The organism is Megasphaera sueciensis, from assembly GCF_050219315.1.
In the GTDB taxonomy this organism is placed as follows: Bacteria; Bacillota; Negativicutes; order Veillonellales; family Megasphaeraceae; genus Megasphaera_A; species Megasphaera_A sueciensis.
Map to the genome: position 1 here is coordinate 1,365,164 of NZ_CP116939.1, position 18,976 is coordinate 1,384,139.

An 18,976-nucleotide genomic window follows, 5' to 3' on the forward strand; every position below is an offset into this window, starting at 1 on the left:
TAAAGTTACATTTGCAGAATTATATCATCGCTGGCTCCCGGCCCATATTGAACATTACCGTCCAATTACTATAAAACTGAATGTAGGGATTGAATTTGTTATTATGGTCCCTAATCCACTGATACCTCTTCCGCGTGCTTCCAACGTTGATAAATTAATGATTCTGGCTCCGATTATAGACTGCGGAAAATTTCCGTCATCAGTATAAAAGTCAGTACATACTGGCCAGGCCCAATCAGTAAACGTAATCGGTAATATTTGTGCAACATGGTTATTAGTTTCGCATGAAGTACTTCCCCACTGTATAATTAGGCCGCCAAATAAATCGCCGAATTTAACATACCCGTTTTGTGCGATATTATACTGCACCCCCGTGGCATTAAATACCAGTTTCACCAGCTTGGCCATGAGACTATCTGAAGTAATACTGCTGATCGTACTTGCTAATACATTGCTGGCAAGATGTGCAATCACGCCCTGCCCAAAATCTGTTACCTGGGCATGTTCTGTTTCCGGATGTAACGTATCATAAGATGACGTTGTTTTATTGTACCGATGGAAAATTGATTTTAATACGGACATAGTACGTACTCCTTTCAAATATCAAAAAAGCAGACCCGCTTAAGTCTGCTACGTTGTAATTTCTATGACATTTACGTCGGTTCCGGTCGGGGATGTATTGGCGATATAGACGTTTTCCCATGGCACTTCAATCCACACGGACGATCCCGCCGATGCCTGTACGGAACAAGTCACATCAGACGGGCACCGGATATATTCCAGATCATTCCATGCCGTACTTCCATCGCCGCATTTTACATACTTTGTATCCGTTTCTATCCCAAGTTCGCCATTTAGAAGCACTTTGTTACTTGCCGCCCACTCTGCAGCCGTTCCTGTTGCCGTTTCTAATCGTCCTTTAACTCGAATAATCGACATACCGATACCTCCTACGTAGAGGCGGATCCACCATCAAGTATAAGGACATCTCCGGATGGGACAAATAATTTTGATGTAGATAGACTGGCAGCTGCCATTTTCGCATCGGTGATAGCGCCATCGGCAATTTTGGCCGCTGTGACGGATCCGTCAGCAATTTTAGTCGTGGACACCTTGCCAGCACCAATGGTCGGATTCGGGTACGATCCCGTCAAATCTCCGCCGGCTGAACCACTAGGAGGCATACTGGCCGGCATCGGATGTTTATGATCGGCTCTTGCAACAGAGGCACTGGTACCGATAGCCCCGGCATCACCGACTGTTTCCGTTGCCGGCATAACGGTTGCCAAACTGGCATTAAATGCGGAATTCTTTGTTGCAATCTTCGGTTCATATGTACTTGCAGCCGTGTCAGAGGTTATATATCCTTTGGCCGTAATAGCCTGTTCTGTACGCAAGGGTGTCATGGCTTTCGTATTATCCGTACCCGCCGTTGCTTCCGCTTGACTGGCGATATCCAATGGATTAGAAACGGAAACATAGGCAGTACCACTCCACCGATATTCACAAGCCTTTGCATCTGCTGTCGAACTGATATCAATATAAATTTTCCCGCCCTCACCGGTTATGACCGTGACGTGTGTTGATTCTTTATAAAATTTTCCGCTGTAGTAATAGCCCTCAATAATATCATCCACATAACTTGGCAGTTGGCTGGATGGCACCTGCCCGGAACTGTCCAATGTGGCCACACCGTTAGCCACGCCTTTTTGTGATGTAGGAATCTTATCACTATCAGAAATGGTGATATTTCCCGTACCGTCAAAGGATACGCCGTTAATCGTCCGTGCTGTCGCCAGTTTATCTGCAGTCTTCACAACACCATCCGCACTGCCTTTATAGTCCGATATCTTCATACAACTTGCCAGCGCGCTTTCAATGGATCCTGTAAAATAAGGGAGCGAACTATATGCCGTGACACCATCTCCGAATTTAAGTTTTTTAGTGTCTGTCTCATACGCAAATTCCGCTGCCAGCAGAACCAAATTAGACGTTGCGAAATTAGCTGCTGTATCAGCCCGTGCTGTCAACCTTGCCACTACTGCATTATTAGCCATTTGCATTACCTCCTGAAATATATTCAATAGCGTTAAAATCCCGGCCGACACAATAATATTTCAAACTATCATCGTCCCACCGGTACGTTGCATTTTCCTTTGTTGCGATATAGACAATATCTGGATTGCCGACTTTGGGAAACGAATAAATGTCAGCATATTGAACTTGTCTTACATTTTCAATACGTTTCAGCCATTCTGCTTCCGTGCCGACAAATCCATGATCCACGGCAACCGCATAGGCGCTTTTCCCATCGGCTCCTACATTGCCGGTATCACCTTTGTCCCCCTTATCGCCTTTATCACCCTTGGCAACTGCTCCCAAGCTGGCGTCTACACTACCACCAGAAATAATAGCAACCGATAAAGAAGCAGCTGTTTCTTTCAAATCTCCTTGTAAGTCTGACATATACTCACCTCGTTACATCCGGCCTGACATAGTAGTTATACGGTCCAAACGTTTTGACTTGTGCCTTGCCATATTCATCCGTATACTGCACTTCAATATCATATACGTAGGTGCCATATGCCAACGTATTGGTGTCGTCATGCTCAAACGTAACCATTCCGGAATTCACTGTTTTTTGCAATACAGGAACCTCATCGTCAAACGTTTTTTTCGCCGTGAACGTTGCCGTGTATTTTTCTATCAGAACCCCATCTACTGTAGGCGCAAACGCAACAGTTCCCGTATCACCCCGGGTATGATAGATGCAATTATTAATTGTTTTTAACATATACCATCACCTCAACTGACAATTTCGCACCACAAGCCATTATCGATCATGGATGCTGGCTTATTGGCGGTCGTCGTTACCCGTACTGTATCGGAAACAAGCTGCCGGATATCGGTATGCGCTGCAGTGTCCTTATTATGCGCGCCTATATCCGTTCCGATCTTGGTACGAATAGCTTCATGGGCCGTTGCGTCTTTATTATGGGTGACTATGTCAGTACCAATTTTAGTACGAATATCATTATGTGCTGCCCCATCCTTGTTATGACCGACTATTGCGGTATCAAGATTGTCATCGGCTTCCTTTTTACATGCATCTATATCTTCTTTCAGGCGCTCATCATTACTAAAAAGCTGACTGGCCATTGCATTTTCCAAGTCATACCGCACCGGATCATTTGCCATCCGCTGCGGGAATCCGTCCGTATTATACTCAATAGTATTATCGATTCCGTCTTCTGGCCGTGTTTGATTCCCGATAACCTTAGGGAACAAGCTCAACCACTTACTAAGATAGCTCATTATCCATCACTCCATTCCGTATTACTGGACCCATAGGTGTAGGTGCCGTCAAAATTAATATGCCCGTTCCAACTATAGCCGGTGTAAATATTCATTCCCAAATGAGCCGGCTTAGATGTCAAAATTTGCTTTCGCATTTCCTGCATCATACCAGCATCTTTACAAGTCGTATATAAGTTGAAATAATATAGATCATTATGTTCTTCAACGTATCCAGCTCCGTACGTTTGTACAATTTGATTCATCGCATCAACGGTACTGGTACGGGCACCGCGTATTTTTTCCAGTAACTTATTCCGTCTGTACTCATACGTATCATTCGTTCCCGGAGACAGATTATAGACCCGTTCCCAATCATCAAGCCCCCAAGTGGCACTGCTGGCAAATAATTGCTTTGTCATATCAATAATTTCCAGTCTAAGTTTTTCATGCTCCCAGGACAAAGCACCTTGCAACAGTGTAAAGACGGGGTCTTCTGCAAGAAAATCAGGCAAATACCGCTGTACATTAACCGGCGTTGTTCTCAAGAGTTCAAACGTCATGAGATGGTCACCGTCCCAAGAGTGGCAATTTCTTCTGACGTCAATGCAATATTTGCTGTCCCATCATTTATTTTTAAATTTGAGTAATCATTTACTCCGTTATCACTTAATAAAATCGCTCCGATTTTTGCAATAGACACGTAGCCGGTATCTGACGAATTAATAATATTCTTTTCAATGGTAATAAAGTAATTTTTCACATTTTCTTTAAACGTTGATTCATTCAAGGTTCCATCAATAGAAACGGATATATTAATGGCTTTGGGCGCAGCGCTGGCGACGGTAACGGTTGCCCCAATAGGGCGCACCGTTTCAACATAAGCCGCAACGCTTTGAACTAACGTATCGCTTGCTTGTTCATAGTTATAATTGACAATAACAACTTTAACCGTTCCAGGGCCATCCCATAACGGGATCACTTTAGCAGATCCCACGCCTGAAACGCTGGTGGCCCACTCCATATAATGATATTTGTTTCCGGACGTTCCCGGAGTCCGCACATGCGTAAGGTATCGGCTCAACAGACTGCTATCATCTTCCTCATCGTATCCATCATGCATGGCTTCGGCATTGACAACGCCGGTAATGCCGGGTATCGACATGGGAATAACTGTAATTTCCCCGGCTGCCACATTCCCGTCTGCCCCGGCGATGACAGCCTGCACAGCTACGTCCGTGCTGCCGGAAATCGTCACGGTTGCCAGCGTTTTAAATTGTGTACTGGCTGCCGTGGCAAAAATACTCCCCGTAGGAAGCGTTCCACTCCCTTTGACTGTAACCGTTCCCGTTGCACTAACTGCCGATTTTCTAATAATGCCCGCTTCAGCCGCCCGCCTGGTAAGATAATCACCCCAGCTGGTATCCGCAAACGCCGCCTTGTATAATTGCTCCAGCTCCACTTCTGCTTTGGCAAATTCAATACTATTTGAGGAAAATATATCATATTCAAACGTTCCCTCAAATTTGCTGGCAGCCGTCGTACTTTTGATTTGCAATTCTTCTAATATATCAGCTTGTTCTCTGGCACTATACATTGACGTTCACCTCCCCATACACGGTCGTAATATCTACCTCACAAACCACTTTATCACCGGTGGCCGTAAATTCGACCGAATCGACGCTGGTAATATATGGATTCACCATTAAACACTCAATAATAATCCGCTTAATTTCGCTGTACCGCTCCTGCACGCCCATGACTTTGCCAATAAATGGCTTTACTTCGATGCCATACTGCCAACTGTAGGCAAGGTATTGATACCGTTCCGTCTGCAGAGCTTTATATACCCACACTTTTACGGCTTCCACACCCTCGACCATGATATGTTGTCCATTCCCGTTGTATAGGAAACAGTTTTTCTCGAAATCCCAAGCATATTCCCGACACATTGACAGATTATCTTCTGTTGCCGTTGTATCCGTCATACCAGACCCGGTCCCTACAAAAGGAAATTCCTCACTCATAGCTTCACCACCTTATCCTCAATGATATACAGCTGTGCATCTTGTCCATATACCGGGATCACACTTACTCTGTCGCCTACTTTTAATGTGTCGGTATAAATGATCGTATCGGTATAATCATTGTTGATATCATGATTATGACTTTCATACGCCGCATCGCCGCTGCCGCCGCCGCGGTTTTGCGTGGCACTAACAATGTGCCCTTTTCCTGTACGTTGATATCCAATGAGCAAATATTCAGAAATATAGACATCCTCTTTGGTAAGTTCGATGTTATTCACCATTACTTTGATATCCGGCGGCGGGGCTGTCACAATACCAATCATAGTGCCCTGTGGTCGTTCTTCCTGCGCTATTCCATGCATGGTATGGACCATCTTTGCCATAGATTGCGCTGCGGTTGGTGTATTTTTGGTTCCCATTGTGGATCATCCCCTGCTTGTCTTGATAATCTTAGTCGGTGTCATGCCAACGTCCGTATAATCATGGCTGTGGACAACATGATTTGCGCTACTGCTATTGCCATAATATCCTCCGGAACCATCATAGATAACAACATGGTCGTTATCCCCATAGACAATGCAGTCTCCTTTTTGCAAATTACCGGGATCAAATGATTCTACGGCAATGCCGCTGTCTTGCGCATCGCTTACCATCGTGGGAACGCCGGTCACACCCGCATTGGCTTCTTGTGCCAAAAATGGGCTGTAGTAACTCCCCACTTTGCCAACGGCTTCCGCACAGCCATTTTGACCGTTGTCCATTGTTACGCCGCCCCAAGCCTTATATCCAGCAGTAAGGCCCTTACTGACAGGAAGTTTCCCGGTACCAACGCCGTTCCCATCGCTCCATTCGGTTTCATTCATCAGATTTTCAAATTCGATTTCCAGTCGCATAAAATGCATACCGTTTTCAAAGGTATGCGAATCTGATTTTACCCAAAATTTCCCGGTAAGTTCTGCCTGTATGTCTTTGATTGTAATGGAATACGAGGATTTGACGCGGTAATCTCCTAAAACATCTATCGTTCCAGTGCGTTCCGGTCCTTTTAGCATGGCCTTTACTTTTTCCTGCGTATTAGCTTTCGGACTGGATTTATAGACATCCTGTATCATGCTGTATTTCTTTATCCAGTCTTCATTGGACTGATACCCGGTAACATTGCCCTGTTCATCGGTAATCATAACGACATCGACCAGATTCTCGATACTTTCCTTATAGTTACTGTTTTCCACATTGACATACTGATCCGCTGTGACCTTTTCGATCAATGTTCCCTTTTGTATCACGTCCAGTGCATCGCCATTCATCACAAGATGATACAAGACATCCGGGTCATTTGCGTTGGATTTGGCATTATTGATTTGTTTAGCAGCATCGGTGTAGGCCCGCATAATAATTTGGTACCCGGTCTTTTCGGCCGCAATAAAGCTGACCTGTTTGCCCGTTTCGATGATGTTACCTGTTTTGATACCCATCTCAGCACAGACAGCCTGGGTAATCGCTTCTGGCGTCATATTCGTGAATTTACGCGTAGTCTTCGACCGGCAGAGAATAAACAGATTGTCGTATGCAGTGACCGTAATATTGGATTCCTGCGTATTCTTTTCAATACTGTACACATTGCCTTGAAATTGCAAATTTCCATCTTCATCATATCCATAAACAGTTTCACCATTATTAATTACGCAATTCGGCAAATTATGGTCCCGCGCATCCTGCACATAATCAAATATAAGCTTCCTGGCAACCTGCAGCCGTGCGCCGGACCATGTGATTTTCTTTACCAACTTGGATATATCTGTACCATTGTGTTTGATAATCAATTTTTAATCACCAACTTGCGTAGCTTACTAATATTATTAATTGCCAGGTCTTTTAAATCATTAGATTGCACAATACGACGCCAGTGCGAATATTGGCCATATGATTTTTTGGCCGCATCCAGCACATCAGCCCCTTTTTGTACCAACGTGGCCGACGTAGCTGCCTGTGTATTATCGGCTCGTTCTTTTAGACCTGTTGTACTATCAACCGCTTTATCATTATTGGCTGCTGGCGTATTTAGATCTTTATATTCGGTAAGCCCCAGTGTGTAGTAAATATCCTGACTGCCGTCTTGTTCCCGATAATCAAATGTTTGTATAGCCATCGCCATGTTTACGGGTGTCCCGGTAATAATGACCCGAATCGGTGTTCTTGTCTCTTTCCACTTGATAAGCTGTTGTACACATTCTGCCGGAGATTTAGTATCTCCCACAACAAACGGATAATCATGAATAAGAGCTGGGAAAAAACATTCCAGCGTCAAGGTTTGCAGCTTCGGCATCCCAAAAATCAACGCTTCCCCCACTTGTGTAATACTGACGATTTTATTGCCTTGAGCCGTAGACACTTTATAGGTGGCAGGGGTAACGGGCAATATCAACTTGTCTGTATCATAGGTCAGGATGACCTGTCGATACGCTCCGCCAGTACCCCCGCTTAATGCTGCCGACAATATTTCTATGACATTACTTAACGCACCTAACCCCATTAATACCCACCTCCATAGTTCAAATTTGCTTGGTCCATCAATTGAAACAACTGATGTGCCACTTTATCAATATCGTCTTCTTCCCGGACCACAAAAGTATTGCCCGTAAAAAGAACGCCACCGGATGAATTCCTGCTGCGTCCTATCTGCTGTTCAATAATCCGCTGTGTTGTAGCAGCTGGATAGATACGGCTGCCTTGTGGCAGATCCACAATTTCGCCGCCATGCTCGTTTATTTGTGTAAGTCCGCCTTCAAAATAGGACGAGCCTGTCGCATGTCCACTAAGACCTGTGATTTTTGACCCTCTGTTCTGTACATAACTTACGTTATTAGATATCCAGCCCCAGGCACTAGAGCCTCTGCTTTTAATAGGTTCCCATACATTTTCATTGAACCAGTCTGCAAGCCCGCCGAACGCACTTTTAATAGATCCTACAGCTTCACTAAAACCGTTTTCAATCGCAGTAACCGGCCCAGATACAGAGGATGTAATAGGCTGCCATACGTTGGAATCAAACCAATCGGCAGCCGTGCTAAAAGCACCCGTAACAGAATCCCAACAAGATTTGGCTACATCTGTTATGCCAGACCAACAAGAACTGGCAAAATCTGCAATGGGCTGCCATACATTGGAATCAAACCAATTAACAGCAACATCCCAATATGGCTCAATCGCATCCCAAACAACAGCCCCAATGCCAACAATAAAATTCAATGCTCCTATGGCATCATTTTTTATCGGCTCCCATATATTACTGCTAAACCATGACGATATTGCGCCCCAAGTATCCGATAGCGATTGAACAGCGGTAGCAGCCCCATTTTTTATCCAATCCCACGTCTCGGACGCCCCTTTTTTAATGGCGTCCCATTTGCTGGAAAGATCAATAGCGTTAGCAACCGTTTCTCCCAATGCACTGCCCCCAAAATACCCGGCAGCGCCTCCCGCAATCCCTCCTATCGCGCCCCCGACCGCTGTCCCTGCGGGGCCAAAAATAGATCCAATAGCCGCACCACTCATCGCCCCCAATTTGCCGCCGGCCCACATACCACCAAGACCGCCAATGGCACTGGCGGCAGCTGTACCGCGCTGTCCTTCCGGCGCGTATGCCACATCAAGAGCGCTGCTTCCCAATGCAATAGCAGTCCCAATAATGGGAGCTCGCCCTAGCAGCTTACTCCATCGGGAAGAGGCTTTCGGAATAGAGGTTCCTGTGGGAGTCGGTTTCTGTTTCGCTGGTTTTCCATCCGGACCCAGTATGGTTGTGCCATTGCCTGATGTAGATTTCAGCCCGTTTACGATGACAGTTTGCGCATTGACAACCATTTCCCGTGCCATACCGGTGGCATCGCCTATACCGCCACCCAGCTTTGTACCACCTAGCCCTGTAACAGCATCTTTCGCTTTGAGTGCCAATTTCGTAATCTTATAAAGTCCGGCTGCCAACACGCCGCCTGCTAATACCGAACCCACGCCATCAAATTCCAGAAATTTATTTTTTAAATCGTTGATGCCTTTACCGGCAATCTTAAATACATCTGAAAAATCGAACCCATCTTTAATGACCGTTCCGGCATACTGCACAACATCGGTCAATTCCGTAATAAATCCGCGTAAGCCAAAGCTATTGTGACTATCCATTAGCGTATCTTGAAAATTTTCCCAAGCGCCGGATAATTGTTCAAGATCCCCTTTGAGATTATCCATCCGAGTAATGGCGACGTCTTTAGCTGTAACTTTCCCCATTTCGTTGAACATCTGCGTAACGCCGTCAGCACCTTCACGCAGCAATATCATCCCGCCGCGAATTGCATCAGAGCCGAACATGTCATATAGTGTGCTAAGTTGTTCTTCTTTTGTCATATCCTTTAAACGATTGTTTAAAAGTCCGGCAATATCTGCCAGACTTTTCATTTTCCCCGCTTCATCGAAAAAGGCAGATGAACCGCTTTCTGTAAGCAAATTCAGTTTTTCGAACGCTGCAATTGCTGTTTTCCCTTTCGGTACGAGATTCGATAACATTGTTTTCAAGCTTGTACCGGCATCCGATCCTTTGAGCCCGTTTTGTGCAAAGACAGCAAGGGCAGTGTTTGTATCGTCAAAGCTCATACCGGCCCCTGCAGCTACCGCCGAGCAGGCAGCCAGTGAATATTTCAGCTCGCCCACACTGGTGGCACTGGCATTGGCGGCACCGGCTAAAATATCTGCAGCATGTGTCGCATCGTCTACTTTAAAAGCATTCATGGCCGTACTCATGATTTCAGCGGCATCAGGTAGTGCAATATCACCGGCAACCGCCAAATTCAAGGCAGCTTCAGAAGCATCGCCTAATACATCTTTGACATCCACGCCAGCTTTCAAGAGTTCGGCCATGCCTTTGGTCACTTCTGTATTGCCAAATACGGTAGCTTGCCCTAATTCCATAGCCTTTTCTTTTACCTGATCCATGGCCGCCGCATCTAACCCCGTAAGGGCTTTGATTTCCGACAGTTGGGCTTCAAAATCCATATATGTCTTTATGGTGTCGTAGATTCCATACCCGATGCCGGCTGCTCCTGCCATCTGCAGACTGGTACCCATGAGCATACCACCGGCCATATTAGACATGCCATTTGACAACTTGCCACCCACACCACCGTCTTTAGATAGGTTATTTTTAACATTGACGATTGCCGTATAGGTTTTTCCTTTAAATTGATTTAGTTCCGTCTGTGCTTTTCTAAGTGTTGCCGTCGCATCGTCTTTAACGCGTACGGTTGCCGCATAAACGCCCCTGATGCCAGACAAATTTGTTTTTAATTTAGTAGTTTTTTGTGCTGCCTGAACAGCGCTTTCACCCATCTTATCAATAGATTCTGTCGCACGGGCAGCAACAGAGGGCATGCCCGTCAATGATTTAGAAAACGTATTAAAGCCGCTTTGTGCCTTTTTGATGCCGGAAGAAAATTTATCTTTCATTTCTATGACTGCACTTAACGTATATTCGCTCATGGCCGCCTCCCTCCTGTTGCAATCCATGCCATCATGTCGTGCTGCCGTTTCAATTCCAGTTCCATTGCCGCATGACAAAAAAGTTTGTCTGTTTCAGATAACGAAAAAAAGTAATGTACTGGATGTCCATGGAGAACCAGAAAAGCGGCCGTAGCCGCTTCCCAATTCTCTTCAATTAGTTTTTTACTTCTTCATGTACTGCTGATTTAATATCTTTGCCATACCCGGCACATTCCATGATTTTCTTTGAAATAGCAATCACTTCCCCCGGTTCAAACAACGCATCTACGATATCCGTGGGTTCTGCACAACCATAGGCCTGCTGCAAAGACGTATCTTTGAGATTTGGGGCCGTCACTAAGTTCAAAATCATATACTTATCGCTTTCGCCTGACTCTTCTAACCTGGACGCTTCCAATACAAACGACCGAGTTGGCTTTTTAACGGTAATCGTTCCAATAGAAGTGTCTAAATCATACGTTTCTTGTTTCTGTGTCTGGATCTGATCTTTCTTATTAATTAAGTCTTGAATACTTACTGCTGCCATGTTCTCATTCCTCCTAAATAAACAACTATTACGAAATCGTTTCCATAAACGACGCATCTTCTGGCGTAAACCCGAACGGGAATTCTTTTTCAACTACTTTTCCTTTTTCAAAATTCATAATCGCCAGCTCGTTAAACCAAACATTATCAATACTGCACCGTTCTTTCTGCTTATCCACTGCATCCGGATCCTCAATTAATCCAACAAACGTTGCCCGCGGATCCTGTCCAGATTTCCACGCTTCCAGATAAGCACTAATATTACGGTTGATAACACTTTTTATAGTAATTGTGCCTTCTCCCTTGAGAGATACGATCTTACTGTCAACGCTGTTGCCAATAATAACATCTTCACGGTTAGCGGTTACCTTGCATTCAAATTTTTCAATTTCAAACAGTAATTCATTGTCCCACCACACCTTACCATGGCTGCCATTCCAGCGCCGGCGGCCACGATAGGTGACATCTTCTGCAGCTCTTGCCATATTCCATCACCCCTTCCTTACATCGTAAAGTCAATGTTCAGGTTTTCCATTGCATTGACAAATTTCACGGATCCAGCCAAATAGACATTATCACCTGTATTGTATTCCCGGATCTGCTGAACCGTCATATCATCCACATCTTCGCCTTTCAGTGTCGCATAACTCTTCTGATAGGTTTCATTGATATCGACCGTATTCCCGGCATCCTTATCCAGTACATTCCCTTCAATTTCAGAAAAATAAACAAGAATTGCAGAAATGAACAGCATTTTATGATCATAATCATTGATCACCTTGCCAACGTAGTATTTTTTAAAGGTATCCCGGATATCATCGGTAACCATATCAATTCCCTCAATGATCTTGATATACCGGAAGTCTTCTCCTTTGTCGGTTGTAAACGTTGTCAAACTATTGCAGGCCCTGGCGATTTTCACCCCGTCGCCGTCCTGTTCATCAAACAGCAGCATCTGCCCCTGATCAATCAGTTCATCAATATCTTCATACACTTCCACACTTTCAATTTCGGTCAGTTTAAAATACGTGGCCGATCTGTCAAGTGCCAGTCCTGCCAAAATTCCGGCGATTCGTGCCGTATACTGTAATGCCGTGTACGTTTTATAAACCGCATTGCCGCTGCTGTCCGTACCCGTCTGGACTTTGATATCACCAGTGCAGAAGTTAATAATGCCTTCATTATCGGCCGCTTGCGCATTCAACACGGCCTTGAAGGTCTTCTTCTTATTAGTTCGCATGGATTTAATCCAGCTGGCAAGGTCTGCCTGATCCGTACCGCTGGCCATGGGTGCGCACAAATAATTCCACTTGATACTGGTCAACATTTTCAACACATCAGCCTGTATCTTTGTGGCCGATTCAACCGATGCCGCAGGCAGCGTATACAACAAAATTTTTAGCGGAGTCCCGTCCAAACATTTTTCGATCAGATCCTGCGCATCCTCACTCAACGTACTGGGAATATCCGATACGTCGGCAATCTTATACGTCTGGATCACGTCCGTAGTCTCGCATCGCAAAATCATAGCTACAATGCCGCGGGCAGATCGCTTGATTGCAGTGGTACCCTTTGTCCTGAAATTAATCAGGACTTGCGGCAAGCCAAAGACTTCTGCTTCATTTGCCATTTATAATTCCTCCTCATTCAACTCTTGACCGTTCAGTTCGAGTCCTAACTGCTGCATCAGTTCGTACTGAATACCGCCGATTTCTTCGCTTGTGAATGCATCAGCAAAATCAAGATTAAAAATATAATGCAGTATTTCATCAAAAAATGTGGTTTCTGCTTCCAACACCGTAATATATCGGTCTTCAATCCGGAATACTGGCCGAAACATTACCTCCATGCTGTCAGCCATATCATATAGTATGTTTCGGTCTGCACGACCATATTTATCGAGCAGAGGAATAAACTGAATATCTATCTGAATAATTCGCTCGCTGATAATGCGATCCCACGTGTTTGCGGTTGGACGCATCTCGACATAAAAATAAGGTGCATCTGATTTTTCCACGTTATCAAAATGTACCTTATAATCCGGGTATTTAGTTTTTAGTACCGCTATGATCGTTGCTTTTATTGTTCGTAATGTAATCATTTCAGCAGCTCTTTCAACATAGTGTCCGCATTTGCCTTAAATGATTTTCCGGTTTGCAGCATACCCAGGTGCAACATTTTTTTGCCGGGAATGATCTTATTCGTCATCCCGCCTTTTTTAGCCCGAACCCGATGACCATATTCCACATGAGCCGCATATTTCGTATTATTGTACACACGCACAACTCCACCAACAGCAGTTGTACGGTGCCATGCATTTTTTAGCTGACCGGTATCTGTCGGGGTATTATCTTTTGTCTTTCCGAGCAGTATCTCTGCCTGCTGTGCTGCAAATTGATTGCGTTTCACAGTGCCGGACTGCGCTAATTCGGACAACTTATCATTCAATTCCTCAAATCCCGAAAAAGATATGTTCATCAGGCTTCCTCCCTTCGCCGCACAGATATTTCTTGATGATCTTCATAACAAAATGGCTGGGCAGCGTATAGGACAAATGTCTGGTCCTCATGGCAAACAGTCATAATATCGTTTGGCAACACTTTGTACTTCGGATCCATGCAAAGCCGTAAATCAGTCCGCAGTTTAAAAGCTCTGTCTTCCTGATTCGATTCTAATTCTTTACCATACTGAGACAATTTACAGGGAATATTGACATATACATCGACCGGCTTGTATCCATCAGCACCTTCTTCATCAATGGTAGGCATCTGCCTGGTTACCGTAACAGTATCCGTATACATGATGCTGGACAATAAGTCTTTCAAGTATGTATTTTGTATCATGGCCATACAACCTTTCGCCATCGATTCAATTTGGGTTTAATACTATCAAAATCAGCATCACTTAAAATCCCTGCAGCATTGGTCGCATTTACTGCCCATTCATAGGTAGTGTCATTCTGCTGCAATCTCTTGAGAGGACCCGGAGCACCGGCAGCAGCTTTCACTTCATCATCAATACGTTTGCAAATGAGATCGGCAACGGTATATACCAAACTAGGCGGAAAATCATCACGATGACAATAGTCTAAAATATCTACTACCAACTTTTCAGCAAAAAAGGTAAGGCTAGCCGTATCTGTGACTTGCTGGGCTTTCCTGATCTGCACTTTTTCAATAATAGCTTGTACGGCTTCATCTTGTGTCATCGTGTTATTTCTCCTTTCGCCACTGTTTAAGCGTCATTGTCTGATCTACATAAATAGCGTGCCAATCATCATATGTCATATTGGCCGGTACATGAATGCTTTTATTATTGCTGTTTTTGGCAATCCGGGTACCGCTGCCGTCTGCATGATCACTTAAACTGCCAAATATTGTAGATCTGCAGTTCGGATGCAACGGTGGCATATTTGTTCCCGGCTGTGCGTCTTTTACTAAGTACACATGCCGATCATGGGCCCGGCAAATTTGCGATGTACGGCGGTCCAGCGTTGCAATGAACGTATAGTACTTCATGCCGGATTCGGCGATGCTGTCTATAGCAGCCTGATTCTGTACATAATTCAATTCTGTCCGAACCAACCGTGTCGCATTACTGATACTTACATCCATACGCTGCGTAACTACCTTTGCTATTTTCTGCAAACTTTCACCACGATGTATTGCCGTGACCATTTCATCCTGCAGCAACCGATTCAGCTTCTGCGTATTTTTCCATACCCGTTCGCTATAATTTTTTCCGCTCCATGGCGTTCGCAATACCTGTTCAACATCTTTAGGAATCACCTGCGCCACTGGATTCGTGATTTTCCACTTTTGACCAATATCGTACAAACCATGATAATAATTATCTGTATACGCATCAGTCAAAAAATGATCCATCTGTCCTATAGCAGTGCGTCCAAGCGTATCGAGTTCCATGAGCGTATCGCTATACAGTTTATCCAGTCGAGATATGCGACTACGCATGGCCAACGTATTTAATTCCCGCAACAATCCTTTGTCGTTAGTCTTTTGGATCATAGCAACATACTGCTGCAGGCCCATCCGCCATGTTCGATACTCTGCCCCCATTAAGAGTTTCCGGGCATCTGCTATAGTAAGCTGATTGTCCTTGGCATATCGGCCATACAGCGCCGCTATCTCAGTCTGAATCTTACCCAATGCATCTCGATAGGCCTTGGATAATTCCATTTCAACAGTATTCTGACTCTTTTTGTGCCATGCCAGCTCCCGCTCTTCTGCACGTTGAGCCCAGTATTCTTCACTGTTCATGGTCTACTCCTTACGCGATTTTATGCTTAATAGCAACCATGCGAATTTGCTTAGGCTCGTATACGCGTTTCCAGTTAGTAGCATCTGCCAATTCCGCCCGCGTAGGTGATTCCACATTTTCACGCTTAGCATTCTGCCATGCGATTCCACGAGGATGCATGATAAAACAATGGCGATTATAAAGCATATTTACACCGGCACCTACATCCGGATCACGCCGAGTTTCAGTCTGTACAAAATCAACCGGAGATCCTTCACCAAATGCAACGGCTCCCTGCCCGAAAATATACGTCGTATATACCCCAGAAGTCACAGGACAACCATCATCGACAATAACGCGTCTCCCCTGATATGCCGAAAATTCCACATCCGAAGAATCACGTTCTGTAGTAATAAGGTTTTGCTGTTTGAGGTAGGTTTTAGTTGCCGAATGCATCGCTACGGCCGTCAGCTGATCTTGTGCATCACCTAACAGCTGCAAGGCATTCATGAACGCCAAGGCAGAAATATTAGCAGCTTTCCCTGTACCAGAAGAAATATCAAGTACATGATCTTCCATTGTCGCCGCTGCAAAGACACCAGTTAACAGATTAATAAGTTCTTTCTGATATTGCCGAGCCCAGTATCTTGATACTAAATCACCAATAGCACGCATCGGATCAGATCCGGCAAGTGCACCAGAAAGGTCTGTTGCCGACCACTTCTGCTGACGCATAATGGTTGTCGATACGTCTTTATTCGATGTAATTTTCTGAAAATCAATTGTTTTCCCTTCGACGATATTTTGTGCCTCACCGGTAAGATCTTCAAAGAAAGGCATATTGTGAGTACGTGCAGCCTCACTGGCAAGTTTTGTAAATTCAGGGCTTGTTGTGATAATCCCGGAATTAAAGAGAGCCGAAAGCTCCATGGTACGATTGACTACATACGGATTAAAAAGTTCAGGGACAATAACGTCCACTAGTGTAGTTCCTGGCATATTTCATCACTCCTTTAGATAGTTACCCCCGCTGCCGCGGCCAACGACCGTGCCTGTTCGGGGTTTTCTTTTAATAATTTCCCTTGTTCTGTCAAATTGAATGAATCTTTTGCAAATGGATTTTTTCCTGCACCGCCAGAACCGCCCGCCGGATCATACTTAGGCGGCTTACCATCATTTTTGAATAAGAACGGCTTACTTTCTACCAGTGCTTTTAATTGTTCATCTAACCCGGTCACTTTTCCATCTTGGCCAAGGATGAGTTTTTCTTTATCAAACAGTCCAGATACGATATCCACATCCTGCGCTTTATCCGCTATGGCTAATTTAATAGCATTGGTAAACTGCAGTTCCTTCATTTTAGTTTCTGCCTCGGTTTTCTGTACTGCATTGGTATCCTGAAGCTGTTTAATCTGTTTTTTCAGGGATTCCATATCCCCTTTACTGTTTTTCAGCGTATCCAACTGTTTATCCCGGTCGGCAATTTGTCCGGTAAGCGTTTTCTTTTCTTCATTGACTTCATTAAAACGCGACTTGGTGACATACTCCCCGTCCAAATACCCTTTAAGAGCCGTAATGGCTGCCGGCCTCTGATCTTCGGCAATTCCTAACTTTTGTGCCACAAATTCTTCAATTGTCATGCTATATTCCTCCTAATTTTCCGGTTTTTACCGAGGTTACCTGCCTCGAATGAGAGTGATACATTACGTTCCCGACGAAGCCGCCGATGTATCTGTGCTTGTTCCTGTACCTGTACTATACTCCGTATTCGTCAGGCAGCAGGTTTGAATGATACGGACAATCTCATATTCCGTATGGTCAGCAACGGCAGTAATAGGAAAATCCTTGTTAAACTGTTTGACATACGTAATCAACCATTTATACATTCCCCTCACCTCCTTCGCCGCCAGCCGGTTCATGTTGATGGGTATCATCATACGCATCCAGCTGCGCATCCCGTTCTTTTTGTTCCTTCTGCAGCTGTTTTTCTTCATCTTCCGCATTTTCCACAAAGGGATGATGTTTGAGAATCGTCTTTTTCGATACAATCTCTTCTGATTGGGCACACATAGCAACTAATTCAGCATCGTTACGGATGCTGGTACGTGTCCATGTTTGAATGATCGTGCCGCAATCACGATTATTAGCATGGCAAATGGCCCGCACCAGTTCGTTAAATCCTAATCGAAATTCGGTTTCCATCAAACCAGCTTTGAGTTCTAGCAGCGCATATAAAAATTTCATTGCTTCGCCGCTCGTAGCGTCCAGCCCCTGCTGCTGAGGGTCAATGCCCTGTCCCATGTCAAAAATCGCCTTACGCGTGATCTCAAGCATTTTATCCCGTGCTTCCACAGGGATATCAATCGTCAGCGTAGACACGCCGCTGGTATCTCCACTTCCTACGCTGTCCGTACAAATAGTTTTGTAATATTTGAGGTCTTTTAAAAACTTGTTTAATTCGCCGTCTTCACTGGCACCGCCGTAATTGGTCAAAACAAAAATGATCTCTTGGATATCCTCGAGATCATTCATGAATCCGCTATAGGTCTTGTCATAGGCATCAATAAGGTCTTTAACGCGATCTAAATCACTACTAGGTATGGAATTGTTAAAAAACGGAATAAACGGCACAGCGCCCAAATCATGCACCATAGTATTCGCTGAATCCGTCTCTCCCGCCTCATAAAAATCGGTAAAGCAGGGATAATCCATGAGCCCCGTTACAATTTCATCTGCAGCCCGTTTCCGGAAAGCCTGGCATTCTGTATCCGTCCAATATTCATACACATCATACATTTCGCCGTCTTCCGGATCGATATCTTTATATACTCGCAATACTGCAAGCAGCTGCTGATCTAACTTAGTAGACCACACGGGGATAATCTGTGCAGAAGGTACGACGCCATACTGAAAACCGGTTTCTTTATCTACCCAATAATGGATCCATGCTACTCTGGCATTGCTGGCATTCACACATAACAGTTTGGCTCTTTTCGCCCATCCATCCCCTAACACATTGGCAATAACTTGATTCGTTTCGTCGTCCTTTACGTCAAAAAGAGGCGGGGTTGTAAACATGTATGCCGCTTTCTGATCCACCAATAATTCATAAAAGCTGTGCGGAATACGGTTATCTGCATTGCGTAACGGATTTTCTACTTCGGTGGCATCGCTGCCGGGTTTCTTTTTAGGCTTTCGGAATACGATATCATTTTGTACCTGATAATATCGTTCCGCTATTTCAGCCTTTATAATAAAATCAGCATGGCCTTCTATATATCGGGTTATTAACTTCTTTGCTGCATCCAAATTCAACGGTACTC

The 18,976-nt window shown here is 44.6% G+C and carries 25 protein-coding genes; all 25 read right to left on the reverse strand.

What is annotated here, in order from left to right; genetic code table 11:
* Nucleotides 1–54: 54 nt before the first annotated feature.
* The 25 genes from NXG62_RS06490 to NXG62_RS06610 all read right to left on the reverse strand — a co-directional run bounded on the left by NXG62_RS06490 (nucleotide 55) and on the right by NXG62_RS06610 (nucleotide 18,968).
* On the reverse strand, nucleotides 55–582 hold the full coding sequence (locus NXG62_RS06490; RefSeq protein WP_427114130.1) for a gp53-like domain-containing protein: 528 nt from the start codon (nucleotides 580–582) through the stop codon (nucleotides 55–57).
* 48 nt (nucleotides 583–630) lie between these two features.
* A complete protein-coding gene (locus NXG62_RS06495) occupies nucleotides 631–939 on the reverse strand; it encodes a hypothetical protein (protein ID WP_048513584.1) in 309 nt (102 codons plus the stop codon).
* An 11-nt stretch (nucleotides 940–950) separates the two neighbouring features.
* Entirely contained in the window at nucleotides 951–2,057 is a 1,107-nt protein-coding gene (locus tag NXG62_RS06500) for a hypothetical protein (protein ID WP_427114132.1), read from the reverse strand.
* A complete protein-coding gene (locus NXG62_RS06505; RefSeq protein WP_427114133.1) occupies nucleotides 2,050–2,466 on the reverse strand; it encodes a hypothetical protein in 417 nt (138 codons plus the stop codon). Before NXG62_RS06505 ends, NXG62_RS06500 begins: the two co-directional genes overlap by 8 nt.
* Nucleotides 2,467–2,470: 4 nt before the next feature.
* Nucleotides 2,471–2,794: a hypothetical protein gene (locus NXG62_RS06510; protein ID WP_427114134.1), complete on the reverse strand. Its 324-nt coding sequence runs from the start codon at nucleotides 2,792–2,794 to the stop codon at nucleotides 2,471–2,473.
* An 11-nt stretch (nucleotides 2,795–2,805) separates the two neighbouring features.
* Nucleotides 2,806–3,315: a hypothetical protein gene (locus tag NXG62_RS06515; RefSeq protein WP_427114135.1), complete on the reverse strand. Its 510-nt coding sequence runs from the start codon at nucleotides 3,313–3,315 to the stop codon at nucleotides 2,806–2,808.
* On the reverse strand, nucleotides 3,315–3,857 hold the full coding sequence (locus NXG62_RS06520; protein WP_427114136.1) for a putative phage tail protein: 543 nt from the start codon (nucleotides 3,855–3,857) through the stop codon (nucleotides 3,315–3,317). The genes NXG62_RS06515 and NXG62_RS06520 overlap by 1 nt, the downstream gene beginning before the upstream one ends.
* On the reverse strand, nucleotides 3,854–4,891 hold the full coding sequence (locus NXG62_RS06525; protein WP_048513578.1) for a baseplate J/gp47 family protein: 1,038 nt from the start codon (nucleotides 4,889–4,891) through the stop codon (nucleotides 3,854–3,856). Before NXG62_RS06525 ends, NXG62_RS06520 begins: the two co-directional genes overlap by 4 nt.
* A complete protein-coding gene (locus tag NXG62_RS06530) occupies nucleotides 4,884–5,321 on the reverse strand; it encodes a DUF2634 domain-containing protein (RefSeq protein WP_048513577.1) in 438 nt (145 codons plus the stop codon). Before NXG62_RS06530 ends, NXG62_RS06525 begins: the two co-directional genes overlap by 8 nt.
* A complete protein-coding gene (locus tag NXG62_RS06535) occupies nucleotides 5,318–5,743 on the reverse strand; it encodes a DUF2577 family protein (RefSeq protein WP_427114137.1) in 426 nt (141 codons plus the stop codon). The genes NXG62_RS06530 and NXG62_RS06535 overlap by 4 nt, the downstream gene beginning before the upstream one ends.
* 6 nt (nucleotides 5,744–5,749) lie before the next feature.
* Nucleotides 5,750–7,147 (reverse strand): XkdQ/YqbQ family protein, encoded by a 1,398-nt coding sequence (locus NXG62_RS06540; protein ID WP_427114138.1) that lies wholly within the window; start codon nucleotides 7,145–7,147, stop codon nucleotides 5,750–5,752.
* Entirely contained in the window at nucleotides 7,144–7,857 is a 714-nt protein-coding gene (locus tag NXG62_RS06545; protein ID WP_427114139.1) for a hypothetical protein, read from the reverse strand. The genes NXG62_RS06540 and NXG62_RS06545 overlap by 4 nt, the downstream gene beginning before the upstream one ends.
* Nucleotides 7,857–10,850 carry a phage tail tape measure protein gene (locus tag NXG62_RS06550; protein WP_427114140.1) on the reverse strand — a complete coding sequence of 998 codons (2,994 nt, stop codon included), beginning with the start codon at nucleotides 10,848–10,850 and terminating at the stop codon, nucleotides 7,857–7,859. Before NXG62_RS06550 ends, NXG62_RS06545 begins: the two co-directional genes overlap by 1 nt.
* A 175-nt stretch (nucleotides 10,851–11,025) precedes the next feature.
* The gene (locus NXG62_RS06555) at nucleotides 11,026–11,397 is read right to left on the reverse strand and encodes a phage tail assembly chaperone (RefSeq protein WP_427114141.1); all 372 of its coding nucleotides are present in this window, start codon (nucleotides 11,395–11,397) and stop codon (nucleotides 11,026–11,028) included.
* 28 nt (nucleotides 11,398–11,425) lie between these two features.
* Nucleotides 11,426–11,881: a phage tail tube protein gene (locus tag NXG62_RS06560; protein ID WP_427114142.1), complete on the reverse strand. Its 456-nt coding sequence runs from the start codon at nucleotides 11,879–11,881 to the stop codon at nucleotides 11,426–11,428.
* Nucleotides 11,882–11,898: 17 nt separating this feature from the next.
* Nucleotides 11,899–13,026, reverse strand: a complete 1,128-nt coding sequence (locus NXG62_RS06565; protein WP_427114143.1) for a phage tail sheath subtilisin-like domain-containing protein — start codon at nucleotides 13,024–13,026, stop codon at nucleotides 11,899–11,901.
* A complete protein-coding gene (locus NXG62_RS06570; RefSeq protein WP_048513570.1) occupies nucleotides 13,027–13,497 on the reverse strand; it encodes a phage tail terminator family protein in 471 nt (156 codons plus the stop codon).
* Nucleotides 13,494–13,874, reverse strand: a complete 381-nt coding sequence (locus NXG62_RS06575; RefSeq protein WP_048513569.1) for an HK97 gp10 family phage protein — start codon at nucleotides 13,872–13,874, stop codon at nucleotides 13,494–13,496. The genes NXG62_RS06570 and NXG62_RS06575 overlap by 4 nt, the downstream gene beginning before the upstream one ends.
* Nucleotides 13,874–14,239 (reverse strand): hypothetical protein, encoded by a 366-nt coding sequence (locus NXG62_RS06580; RefSeq protein WP_143745054.1) that lies wholly within the window; start codon nucleotides 14,237–14,239, stop codon nucleotides 13,874–13,876. Before NXG62_RS06580 ends, NXG62_RS06575 begins: the two co-directional genes overlap by 1 nt.
* A complete protein-coding gene (locus NXG62_RS06585; RefSeq protein WP_048513567.1) occupies nucleotides 14,236–14,604 on the reverse strand; it encodes a hypothetical protein in 369 nt (122 codons plus the stop codon). The genes NXG62_RS06580 and NXG62_RS06585 overlap by 4 nt, the downstream gene beginning before the upstream one ends.
* A 4-nt stretch (nucleotides 14,605–14,608) precedes the next feature.
* The gene (locus tag NXG62_RS06590) at nucleotides 14,609–15,673 is read right to left on the reverse strand and encodes a minor capsid protein (protein WP_048513566.1); all 1,065 of its coding nucleotides are present in this window, start codon (nucleotides 15,671–15,673) and stop codon (nucleotides 14,609–14,611) included.
* 10 nt (nucleotides 15,674–15,683) lie between these two features.
* Nucleotides 15,684–16,652, reverse strand: a complete 969-nt coding sequence (locus NXG62_RS06595; protein WP_048513565.1) for a major capsid protein — start codon at nucleotides 16,650–16,652, stop codon at nucleotides 15,684–15,686.
* A 14-nt stretch (nucleotides 16,653–16,666) separates the two neighbouring features.
* Nucleotides 16,667–17,293 carry a phage scaffolding protein gene (locus NXG62_RS06600; RefSeq protein WP_427114144.1) on the reverse strand — a complete coding sequence of 209 codons (627 nt, stop codon included), beginning with the start codon at nucleotides 17,291–17,293 and terminating at the stop codon, nucleotides 16,667–16,669.
* A gap of 63 nt (nucleotides 17,294–17,356) precedes the next feature.
* Complete coding sequence (locus NXG62_RS06605) at nucleotides 17,357–17,539, reverse strand: hypothetical protein (RefSeq protein WP_427114145.1); 183 nt, start codon at nucleotides 17,537–17,539, stop codon at nucleotides 17,357–17,359.
* Complete coding sequence (locus NXG62_RS06610) at nucleotides 17,532–18,968, reverse strand: phage portal protein (protein ID WP_427114146.1); 1,437 nt, start codon at nucleotides 18,966–18,968, stop codon at nucleotides 17,532–17,534. Before NXG62_RS06610 ends, NXG62_RS06605 begins: the two co-directional genes overlap by 8 nt.
* Nucleotides 18,969–18,976 lie beyond the last annotated feature (8 nt).